8 protein-coding genes are annotated in these 11,572 nt (G+C 63.6%); all 8 read right to left on the bottom strand.

The annotated features are described in order from the left end of the window. Nucleotides 1–72: 72 nt before the first annotated feature. Entirely contained in the window at nucleotides 73–1,905 is a 1,833-nt protein-coding gene (locus EKO19_RS18020; RefSeq protein WP_129777843.1) for a monovalent cation:proton antiporter-2 (CPA2) family protein, read from the bottom strand. Nucleotides 1,906–2,071: 166 nt separating this feature from the next. After that, the gene (locus tag EKO19_RS18015; protein WP_129777842.1) at nucleotides 2,072–4,171 is read right to left on the bottom strand and encodes a putative bifunctional diguanylate cyclase/phosphodiesterase; all 2,100 of its coding nucleotides are present in this window, start codon (nucleotides 4,169–4,171) and stop codon (nucleotides 2,072–2,074) included. After that, nucleotides 4,168–4,974: a hypothetical protein gene (locus EKO19_RS18010; RefSeq protein ID WP_129777841.1), complete on the bottom strand. Its 807-nt coding sequence runs from the start codon at nucleotides 4,972–4,974 to the stop codon at nucleotides 4,168–4,170. The genes EKO19_RS18015 and EKO19_RS18010 overlap by 4 nt, the downstream gene beginning before the upstream one ends. After that, nucleotides 4,971–6,386, bottom strand: coding sequence for a nitrogen regulation protein NR(II) (locus EKO19_RS18005; RefSeq protein ID WP_129777840.1), 1,416 nt, complete (start codon nucleotides 6,384–6,386; stop codon nucleotides 4,971–4,973). Before EKO19_RS18005 ends, EKO19_RS18010 begins: the two co-directional genes overlap by 4 nt. Further along, nucleotides 6,383–7,636, bottom strand: coding sequence for a right-handed parallel beta-helix repeat-containing protein (locus tag EKO19_RS18000; protein ID WP_175597099.1), 1,254 nt, complete (start codon nucleotides 7,634–7,636; stop codon nucleotides 6,383–6,385). Before EKO19_RS18000 ends, EKO19_RS18005 begins: the two co-directional genes overlap by 4 nt. Beyond that, nucleotides 7,626–8,447 (bottom strand): SAM-dependent methyltransferase, encoded by an 822-nt coding sequence (locus EKO19_RS17995; protein WP_129777838.1) that lies wholly within the window; start codon nucleotides 8,445–8,447, stop codon nucleotides 7,626–7,628. The genes EKO19_RS18000 and EKO19_RS17995 overlap by 11 nt, the downstream gene beginning before the upstream one ends. Further along, entirely contained in the window at nucleotides 8,444–9,886 is a 1,443-nt protein-coding gene (locus EKO19_RS17990) for a glycosyltransferase family 2 protein (RefSeq protein WP_129777837.1), read from the bottom strand. The genes EKO19_RS17995 and EKO19_RS17990 overlap by 4 nt, the downstream gene beginning before the upstream one ends. Continuing rightward, a complete protein-coding gene (locus tag EKO19_RS17985; protein WP_129777836.1) occupies nucleotides 9,883–11,484 on the bottom strand; it encodes a B12-binding domain-containing radical SAM protein in 1,602 nt (533 codons plus the stop codon). Before EKO19_RS17985 ends, EKO19_RS17990 begins: the two co-directional genes overlap by 4 nt. Nucleotides 11,485–11,572 lie beyond the last annotated feature (88 nt).

Raw genomic sequence — 11,572 nt, 5'->3', positions numbered from 1 at the left:
CCCAGTTTTTTTGGCTAGCGTTCTGCAAACGAGAAAGGCGACGCTAGGCGGGGACGATGATCCTGAATACTGTCACCGAGCTGTCATGCCCTCGGCGGGCAATTCGTTGAGTGCCTTGCCTGCCGTGCGCGGCTTGCTGAACGGCGTCGGGCGCGAGGGCGCCTGTGGCGTGTTCCGTAACAGCATGCCGATGCCGGCTTCATAGCCGCCGCCGGCGATTTCGAGGGCGAAGCGCTCCGCGTCGCGCTCGCGGATGCCGGTGAGAATGTCGGCGATCTCCGATTCGCTCACCTCGAGCAGGCGTAGCGCGGCGCCACCGGCTTGCAGCGCCGACTCGAATGTTTCTCTGATCTGATAGTCGACCCCCGCGCCGACCAGCAACCGCGCATGCTCACGATCGTAGGCACGCACCAGCAGCTGCGCTTGCGGAAACTCGGAGCGCACCAGCTCGACGATACGATCGGCGGTCGCTCGACTCTCGACGCAGACGGCGATCTGGCGTGCCTTGCCGGCGCCCGATGCTCGCAAGACGTCCAGTCGCGTGCCATCGCCGTAGTACACGGTGAAGCCGAACTGTTGAGCGGCACGGATCATTTCGACATCGGCATCGATGATGCTCACATCGACCCCGCGGGCGAGCAACGCCTGACTGACGACCTGGCCGAAACGTCCGAAGCCGATCATGAGCACGCTGCCTTCGAGCCCCTCCGCGATGGGAATGCCATCCATGGACTGGCTGGCGGGTTTGATGAAGCGTCGGATCACGATCACGACCAGCGGCGTCAACACCATCGAGAGCACGACGATCGCGGTCATGTTGGCGTTGACGGTTTCATCGATGAGGCCGGTCGCGGCGGCGGCACCGTACAGGACGAACGCGAATTCGCCACCTTGGGCCATCAGCACGGCGCGATCCAGCGCTTCGTGATGTGAGCTGCGCGTCGCTCGCGCCACGAGATAGATACACAGCGCTTTCATCGCCATCATGGCCGGCACGGCGGCGGCGATCAGTGCCCAGTTCTCGGAGACCACTTTGAGATCGAGGCTCATGCCGACGGCCAGGAAGAACAGGCCCAGCAACAAGCCGCGGAAGGGCTCGACATCCGCTTCGAGCTGATGACGGAACGTCGACTCGGACAACAGCACGCCGGCGAGGAACGCGCCCATCGCCATCGACAGCCCGCCCATTTCCATCAACAGCGCCGAGCCCAGCACCACGAGCAGCGCCGCGGCCGACATGACTTCACGCGTGCGAGCCAGCGCCAGAATGCTGAAGAGAGGATTGAGCAACCATACGCCGGCGGCGATCAAGCCTGCGAGCGATGCGACGCCCATCAATATGGAAATCCAATGCGGCGTGCTCGTTTCGGTCGCGACCGTCGGCGACAGGAAGCTGACGAGCGCCAGCAACGGCACGATCAACAGATCCTCGAACAGCAGCACCGAGACCATCTTCTGCCCATGAGGCAGAGCGATGTCGCCGCGCTCGGCGAGCAGCTGCATGACGATGGCGGTGGAGGTGAGCACGAAGCCGGCGCCGCCGATGAAAGCCACCACCGGCGAGAATCCGAAAGCCATGCCGACGCCGGTGAGGCCGAGTGTGCAGGCCGCGATCTGCAGCGTTCCCAGGCCGAAAATCTGTCGTCGCAGGTGCCACAGATGCGACGGACGCATCTCCAGGCCGATGATGAACAGGAACATCACCACGCCGAGCTCGGCGAATTGCAGGATGGCGTGCGGATCGGAGAACAGACCCAGGCCGAAGGGACCGATCAACAGGCCGGCCGCGAGATAGCCCAGCACCGAGCCGAGGCCGAGCCGCTTGAAGAGGGGCACGGCGATGACGGCGGCGCCCAGCAAGGCGACGGCGCTGACCAGCATGTTGGAATCGTGTTCGGGGGCCATTGAGGACTCGGAGCGGGAAAGGGCCGATGATAGGCTGCCTGCCGTGGCCCAATCCAGCGCCGGTTCCTGGCTATTCCGTACCGGTTCGATTCCGGTCCCAGGTACCTAATTCAGCGGGGCTGGAGACGATGAAAATCGCACGGCGGTTCTAGACCGCGCGCCGGCTCTAGTGGTCTTGCGCAGCCTTTTCCCGAAGCTGTTCGGCCACTTCGTCGGCGGGCAGCATCAACGTTTCATCCGAGAGCACGACCGCTTCGGAGATCGTCGGTGAGTTGTCATCGGACTCGTCGGCGCTGGCCGCGGCCTTTGCCGTGGGCAGCGAGCGGTCGGCGTTCTTCATGACCTGGAACGCTTCTTCCGCCTCGAGCGGCTCGCAATAGAAATATCCCTGCGCGTAGTCGCATCCCATCCGCCGCAAGTCATGGGCGGCATCACCGGTCTCGACGATCTCGGCGACCGATTTCAGGCCGAGGCTGCTGGTCATCTGCACCAGCGCGGCGGCGATTGCACTGTTGGCGTGCGCCGAGCCGGCGCGGTCGACGAACGGCCGGTCGATCTTCACATAGCTGAAGGGGAACAGTTGCAGATAGCTCAGCGACGAGTAGCCGGTGCCGAAGTCATCGAGCATCATTTCGATGCCGAGATCGTTCAGCCCGTCGAGAATGTCGCGGGCCGCGCCCGGGTTGCTGATCAGTCCGCCTTCGGTCAGCTCCAGCTTCAGGTACTCCGGCGGCACACCCGTTTCCTTGAGCACGCGCGCGACGTAGGAAGTGAACTCGGGATCGCGAAGTGCGGCGGCCGACACGTTGACCGTCAAATAGAAGTCGCGATCGCGCGGCAGGCGGTGCCGCCACTCCGCCGCGAGCGAGCACACCTGCTGGATGGTCCAGCGGGTGATGGGCACGATCAGGCCGACTTCCTCGGCCAGGCTCAGAAACTTGTCCGGCGTCAGCAGACCTTCGATCGGATGCCGCCAGCGTAGCAACGACTCGGCGCCGGCCACGCAGTTATTGCGCAGATCGATGATGGGCTGATACATCAAGTGCAGCTCGCGGCGCTGGAGTGCGACGTGCAGATCCGCCTCGAGGCTGACCAGGCTCGCGGCGCTGCTGCCCATGGCGGGCTGATACGCGACGGCCGTTGCCGTGTCGTGTCGTCTCGCCATCGACAGGGCAATGTCAGCTTCACGCACCGCTTCTTCCGCACGCTGCAGACCCGAATCGATGCAGGTGACACCCACGCGAGCGGCAACGTTGAGCTGATGTTTGCGCAGCTCGAAAGGAGCTTGCAGTGTTTTCTGCAGCAGGCCTGCGATGTCGAGCGCGGCATCCATCGAGGGAACGTCGTAGACCAGCATCGCGAACTGATCGCCGCTCCAGCGCGCGAGCACACATTCAAACTGCGCCGTCGCCTTTTGAAAGCGCCGGGCGGCCTGCACGACGACTTCGTCCCCGGCGGTGTGGCCGAGCGAATCGTTGATCAGCTTGAAACGATCGATGTTGATGAGCATGACCGCGAGGCGTTGCCGGCGACGCGTCCGGACTTCACGCAGCGCGCGATCCAGCTGATCCATGAAGTAGCGGCGGTTCGGTAAACCGGTGAACGCGTCGTGATACCGGGAATGCTCGAAGCTCTTCTGCAGGTTCTCGCGCTGTTCGATCTCGAGCGCAAGCTTGCGTTGGGTGGTTTGCAACTGGCGGCGCGACAGTCCCAGCGCGTCGCGCGCCCGATGCAGGCTGTGCACGAGGTCGTGAGTCGCGAACGCCAGCAACCAGGCGACGACGGCGAGCAGCGCGATGGCCGCCGCCAGCTCGCGTGCTGGATACCAACCTGCCTTGGGACGCAGAGCGAGTTGCACATAGCCGCTCGGCAACTCCTGCGCAAAGCCTTCCGGCAAGCGAATGCGGCTGACGATGGGATCGTCGAGCCGACCGATCCGGCTGCTCACGAAGATCTGTGGCGCGCCTCCCGCTGCGTCGATCTTCGAGAGCTCGAAGTCATAGTCCGGAGCGACGATGCGATTCAGTTGCAGTTTCGACAGCAACTGGTCCAGCTCCGCGCCGCGCTCACGAGTGGCGAGCGTTTGCAGCTGCCGTTCAATCGCGCGGCTATATGTCGTTACGAGGGTGCCTGCCGTGGCACGCGTCTGCTGAGCGCGCTCGTTGACGCTCAGTGAAATCAACCTGCCACCGGCCAGCACGATGACCGCCAGCACCAGCAAGGTGAGGGGCCATTGCGAGCCGCGTTTCAGGAAGGAGAGTTTCATTGGCCCCGCGCGCCCAGATAGGCCGTGAAGCTCAAGGTCACGGTGTATTTCTCGCTGCCCGAGACGTCGAGGTAGTCGCCGAGCAACGTCACGTCGCCGCGCTTGAAGGTCTTGCCGATGCCGACGAAGCCTTCCTTCGATTGGCTCGCGGGCAGCACGACGCCGGGCTGCAAGACCAGGACCGCGGGGTTGGCGGTACCCGTCGAGCCGCCGATCAGGAAATTGATGTGCTTGCCGAAATAGTCCAGGCGCGCGCTGGTGAGCTCGGTGCCCAGATTGCCGCTCACCGATTTGGCGTAGGCAACGTTCGTCACGACGCGCGGCGACCACACGTAAGTCACACCGAGCTTGGGCAGATTGCCGTGGGTGGTGTCGATGTCGATCTGGCGGGTCTCGAGCTGAAGCGAGAATTTGCTGGTGAGTGCCTGGCTGATGGCCAGCACGCCGACGCCGTAGTCGAATTTGCGCCCGTTGTCGTCACCCTCGCCGTTGTAGTACTCGCCGACCACTGTGAATCGCGAGGCCGGATCGCCGCGACCCCAGGCCGCTCGCACCGAGCCGTAGGTCAGCTTCGCATCCTCGACGTAGGTATGGTCGATGCCCAGGCCGGCGAGGACGTCCGGCGTGAAGTAATGCAGATAGCCGGCGGAGGCGCCACCGCCTTCGTCGTCGGTGTCCTTGAACGTCGAATAGCTGCCGCTCAAGGTCAGTTTATCGAACGGGCGCGCATCGATTTCGGCGGCGCTGGCCGACGCGGCGAGCGCGAGAGATGACAAACACAGCGCGGCGGATCCAGATCTCATGGGGGTGTCACCAACGTTGAATTGGAAATGGCACTCTTTGGAGCGTCGGCGAGTTGCGCGGCCGCGGTGACATCGCCGCGATCGCCCAGAGCTGCGCGTCCCATGGGCAGGAACGCGACGATGTACAGGCGTTCGTCCTCGCCAGGCAGCGGCGAAGCCGAACAGGTGACTTGATAGACGCGCGGACCGATCTCGATGTGCATCTTGCGCCGACCGGTGAGCCCCGGTTCCCACCAGCGCGGCGGCATGCCCCCCAAGGACAGAATCTTCGAGGCATCGGCATCGGTCGCGAGCGCCGCGAACAACGCCTGCGCCGGCTTGTTGAATGACAGCAACCGACCTTGCGAGTCGATGACCAGCATGGCCTGGCCGCTGACATCGAGCGCCGCGTGCGCCGTGAATTCTTCGGTCTTGTCGTGGATCACCACGAGTGCGAATCGCCGGCCCGTCTGTGTCAGATGTCGCACTTGAACTTCGGTGGCGCGCAGGCGGTCGGCGACTTTGATCATGCTGAGCGGCACCACGCCGCCGGCGCCTGCGATCGCTTCCTGCACCATCTCTGGATAGGAGAAGCGAATCACCTCGAAGAGCGTGCGACCGGCGGTCGACTCTCGATCATGGAAGCGCTCGGCCCGCGCGCTGGCGCAGACCACTTGCAAAGTGTCGCTGTCCACCAGCAGGGCGGGGAACGGCATCGCTTCGATCAGCGTGGTCCAGAATTCGTGGCCGCGCTCGGCTTCGGCGCGCGCGACATCCACGTGCGAATGCAGGCGTTCGAAAATGGTGCCGAGATATTCCGCGGCGACGGCACACGCGAGCACCAGGATCGCAAACACTTGCAACATCACGGCGTAGTAAGCGGACGGCGCGTAGAAGCCGGGAAAGGTCGACGCCGATCCTTGCTGGCCGAGCAGGGTGGCGAGCGATGAGCCAATGGCGTTGAGGCCCGGCACATACCAACGCAGCTCCGGCGCCTGCGCGAGTGCCACGACGCCGGCGACGAGGATGGCGAGTATCGCCATCAAGTAGGGCTGCCAGCGCGATAGAAAGATGGCGCCGACGACCGGCAACGCAAACACCATCAGGAAGGCCGGGTTCTGCAAGCCGCCGGCATTCAACCAGATGAAACCGACGACCACGATGCCGGCGATATGCAGCAGCGTGAGCACCAGGTGGCGCTCGCCGACGCGCGCAGGTTTGCCGACGACCGTGAATGCAATGTGGATGGCGCCGAGCGCGAGCAATCCGAGACAGGCGGCAACAAAGTTGATGTTCAGCGAGCTCACCAGCCAGGGCACGACGGTGCCGAGCAGGATGGCGAAGATGGTCAGCAACCACGTGTCATCCAATAGATGGATGCGTGGATCGGTCCACGTCGGCGCGGGAATGATCTGTGTGTCGCCGATGTTCATCTCTGCACGGTGTCGCGCGACGGCTTGGCATCGCCCGCCGCGACTGTCGCGGCGCCCAGGCTGAAGTTGTTGCCTTCGAGGAACGGCGCGGAGCGCACGCGCTCACCGCCGCCTTCGGGCTGATAGTCGACGACCTTCAATGCCAGCGCGCGTGGCCGCATGACCTGATTGCCGCGCAGGATGGGCGAGTCGCCGATCACATCGATGCCGTTGAACTTCGGCTCGATGATGGTGTTGTCGATGGCGCTGCTGGGACTGCGTTGATTGCCCAGCACGAACGCAAGACCGTAACCGCTGTTGTGAATGCGATTGCCACGGATGACGGTGTCGGCCGAACTCTTGAGCATGACGCCATAGGCTTCGAGGCCGTCGAATTCGTTGTCTTCGATCACCGCGGCTTGCGCGTTCTCGGCGACGATGCCCATCGCCGGCCCGCGGCTGATGCGATTGCCTCGGGCGACGGCGCCAGTGCCCATCAACTGCATCGCGGCTTCGCGCGAGTCGAGCAACTCGTTGCGCTCCATGATGACCGAGACATTGGCGGCGAGAATGCCGATGCGCTCCTTGTCGAAGCGATTGTCCCGGATGCTGATCGAGCCGCCGCGGTTGTCGGGCTCGCTGCGAACCGCCCAGATGCCGGCGTCGCGGTGCTCGGAGAACTGGTTCTTCACGACCATCGCGTTCTTGTTCGATGCCGCGAAGCGCACGCCGATGCGGTTCTTGGCAAAGTGGTTGCGCTCGAGCATGAGCTGGTCGGCGTTCTCCGCGACATCGATGCCGACGTCGCAGCCCTCGATCGATGTCGTCTGCAACTTGAAACGCTCGGCTCGCAGCACGATGCCGGTCGCCTTGCAGTTGAGAATGCGTACGCCTTCGATGTCGACATTCGCTCCGGAGACGTCGAGCACGGGGCCATCGGGCAGGGCGCTCGCGTCGATCTCGGTCCCGTTCTCACCCGCGATCATTCGGATGCCCTGGGCGTTGACGAAGGGCGGCAGGGCGGTGGCGAGCGTGATCTTCGGGACCTGCAGCGAGATGGTCACCTCGTTGGTGGCGGCGGTCGCTTTGAAGATGGCTTCGCGCAATGAGCCGGGCCCGCGATCGTTGCCGGTGGTCACGTCGATCGAGGTGTTGTTGGCGACCTGCCCCGGCTTGACCTTGTGGGACTGGTACCAGTAACCGAGCCCGACGAAGGCGGCGAGCAGCACGAATACGACAATGGAAACGGTGGAGCGGCGGCTAAGCGGCATGGACGTCTCCGTTACGCTGCAAGACAAACACCGCATGCCATGAGCGTTCCACGGCGATTCGGCCGAACAGGACATCGATCGGCGTGGATGCGAGCGTCACCGCCGCCAGGGCCGACATGCCCAGCGGACGCGGCAGTCCTCGCAGATGGGGCAGCAGCCAGGTTTTGAACGGCGCCGGATCGACGCCGCTGAGCGCGCGCAGCTCCAGTCCTTGCTCTGCAAACAGATCGAGATAGACGCGTCGGTGCCGGGCACGAAACACGGTCGTGTCGCAATGTTCTGCGGTGTTTGCAGGCGCGGCCTCCAGCAGCACCATGCGTCCACCGGGCGCGAGATGATCCGCCATTCGCTTTACCGCCGAGCGCAGCGACTGCGGATCCAGAATGTGCTGGAGTACCGTGACGCCGAGAATCAAATCGAACGGTCCGTCGGCATCGAGCCGCGCCAGATCCTGAACGATGAATCGAGTGCGGCTCGACACGCTCTGCAACTCGGCGCGACGTCGGGCTTCCGCAATCATCGTCGGGCTCAGATCCGCGCCCGTGACGATGCCGAGTCGTCGTGCGAGCAGCGTGCTCCAGCGTCCGACACCGCAGCCCACATCCAGCACGCGCGTGCCAGGCCGGATGTCGAGCCACGGCCGTAGCGCCAGGTACTGACTCCAATGAATCATCCGGTTGTAGAACTCCGGCATGCCGTAGGAGCAGACCGCTGCGAGCCCCGAGCCCTCCGCCGCGAATCGCCGGGCGCGGTCTTCCCAATAGTGATGGGGCAGGTACTGTTCGGGAGCCGGTGCGCCGCGTGCGTTCATGAAGCCTTCCGCATGAGACTGGTTTTCTCCTCCAACGGCAGCGTCGTGCTGGCGCTCGGCAGTGGCTCGTAGTGATCGCGGTAGACGCGACGACCCCAGAGTTTCACTGCGATCCAGTTGACGTAGCCGACGGTCATCGGAGCGATGTGAGTGATGGCGTAGAACAGATACAGCGGCACGATGGGCGCGATGTAGGCGCGCTCCTGTTTCGGCACGACGGTAAACAGCGCGAACACGCCGAGCGCCAGATAGCTGCCGATCGCCGCCATGAAATAACTGGGATTGATCAGCGCGTTGCGCGGGAAGATATTCGCCAGGAACAGATTGTCGAAACCGCTGATGAAGCTCAGCACCAGCAGGATCGCGCTGATGATCTTCAGCGGATGCACGATCAGCGACAGCCCGCCCAGGTAGACCACGAAGTGATACAGGGCAAACGGCGTGCGTCGGGCGATGCGCCAGACCTCACTGAAGCGTTCGATGTACACCTTGAGCAACCCGTAGTACCAGCCGACGCGCTGTGAGAACCAGCGCCGCACGTTACCCGGGCCTTCGGTGCTGACGACGAGCCGGCCGTCGTAATAGATGCGTTCGCCGTGGCTGAGCAGGATCAGCGCGTTCTGCAGATCCTCGGCGTAGACCGATTGCGAGTGCTCCGACAGCGCCCGTACCAATGCGTCACGCCGGTAGCAGGACACACCGGAGGTGATGCTGTAGTCCGCCAGGCTTTCGCGTCCGATCCGAAACGCCAGTGCATATTCGAACGCCTGGAAGCGGGCGAGGAAGCCATCGGGCTCGATCATCACGCGCGGACAGACGGCCGCGGCGCCAGACTGCTGAAAGTCGCGAATGAAGCGTTCGAAGTCGATGCGGCTGCCGCCGTTCTTGCCACGGATGCGAATGTCCGGATCGACCACCATCACGGTTTCGATATGCGGCGGCAACTTTTCGAGCAGGCGCTGGATCGCGCCGGGCTTTTTTCGATTCACGCCTTCGTCGAAACAGCGCCAGCCGGCGTGCCGCAGCCGCAGCACGGTCGCGTCCGTCGAGGCATCGCTGATCAACCAGACCTTGTCGCGATAGGCCGCGAACGCATCCATGAACTCATCCAGCAACGGCTCCAGGTTATGAATGGAGGCGATGATTGCGTACGGGCGCGTCGGTACCAGCTGTCGCGAGCCGGTGGGGAAGGCGGCGGACAGATCGATCGAGAGGTGACGATTCTCTTCGGTCGGCGCCGTGGCGATGTGACGACGACGTACGTGCAGGCGCAGAATGAAGTCCAGCGCGTCGGTATAAACGATCAGATTCGCGAGTCCGTAGACCAGCAGCGAGAAACTCGCCGTCTGCAGATTCGCAGCCGACAGTGCGATCCACCCTGCGAGCAGTGCGCATACCCCGAGCGGGGCGAGCAGGCTCCAGGGTGTATTGAACTTCACGCCATCGCGACGGCGCGTCTCGCCGTCGCCCTCCGGGCCTGAGGCAAGCGGGATTCGAGCTCGTCACGCACCTCCTGCTCGGGAGCGACGACGATGCCGTGCTCGGCCAGTACCGGGACACCGACCAGAATCCAGATCAGCGAGCGGACCCGCGACGGCAGATGCGTGGCGCGCGCTTGCAGCTCCATCAGCTTGGCTTCGAACCGGCGCTCGATCTCCAGAATGACTTCCCTGACGGTGGCATCGATGGGCAGGATCTTCGCCGGCTGGTCCCATTCGATACTGGTGCCGTCGACGTGTCGATGGGCATACTGGGTGTGGGGAATCAGCTCGGGATCGCGCGCGAACGCGGCACCCGAGAACGGGATGACGTAGGGATACATGCCAATCTCACATCCTTGTCGCAACCATCGATAGGCTTCGCGCAACGTCTCGGCGACGTCATCGAGCGAGGCCCGCGGCGAGCTGAGAATCAGATCCAGAAACGGCGTGATGCCGAGCTCCAGGGTCGCGCTCAGCATCGGCTCGATGTGGCGATGAATCTGCCCCTTGTTGAATTCGTTCAACACATTGGGCGAGAAGTTCTCGATACCGAAGCCGAGCACGCGGAAGCCGGCGCGACGCATGGCACTGAGCCGTTCCGGCGTCATCGCGTCGATCCGGTTGGTGCTGATGAACTGCAGCTCTTGCGGCAGCTCGCCCGCTTGCTTGGCGGCGATGATGCCTTCGCATAGCGGCAGGACGCGGCGGTCCTTGGTGAAGACGAAGATGTCGTCCTGAAAGATGATGGTCCGTACGCGCGGATGGGTCGCGACGATGCGTTTCATCATGGCCAGACATTCGTCCGCATCCAGCCGCGCGAGCGGAGCTACGCTGCCCTGGGCCTCGTGCAGGAAGTTGGTCGAGGAGCAGAACGTGCAGCCCATGGGGCAGTAGTTCAGCGTGATCAGTCGTACCGAACGGATTTCGGCCAGCGCGGCTTCGCGTGCCGCCTTGGTCGGCAGGCCGCCGACGCGATAGGCGGCTTCGAGCCGATCCCAATACGCTTCATAAGGCATGTGCTCGTACGGGGTCGAGTAGATCGCGGCACGCAACTGATCGTGATTCATCGCGGCCTGCGGCATGCGCAGCAGCGTGCCATCGGCACGACGTTCCACCGTGCCCACGATACCTACCAGTGGCTGCTGCGAGCGGATGCGTGTTGCCAGCTCAACGAGCGGACGTTCGCCTTCGCCGAGAACCACCCGATCGAACGGGCCGAGCTCGAACATGAGGTCGGGCCGAAACGTCGCTTCCATGCCGCCGGCGACCATCAACGCGTGCGGCGCGAGACGGCGGGCGAGGTGCGCGAGCTCCAGATCGAACTTCAACGTCATGCCGGTCGTGGACAGGCCGATCACATCCCACGTATCGCGCAATATTTCTTTCTCGAGCGCGCGCTCGGGCGGGCCGACGCAGCAGTTCGGATCGAAGACTTTGACTTCGACACCTTGCTCGGCCAGAACTCCCGCCAGTCGCCAGACACCTAACGGTGGCGCCAGGAAGGTATATTCCCCACAGTGTGGATCGTAGGGACCCACTAATAGAAATTTGGGCAAGTTCGCACCCGAACTTCTGACTTGTAAATTGTGCGAGTTGGGAACGCGCCAGCCCCACCGCGCGTTCCGGCGTAGGTGCTATTTTGAT

Origin of the sequence: Peristeroidobacter soli, assembly GCF_004138485.1 — a bacterium.
In the GTDB taxonomy this organism is placed as follows: domain Bacteria; phylum Pseudomonadota; class Gammaproteobacteria; order Steroidobacterales; family Steroidobacteraceae; genus Steroidobacter; species Steroidobacter soli.
This window is presented reverse-complemented; position numbering and strand designations above follow the sequence as displayed.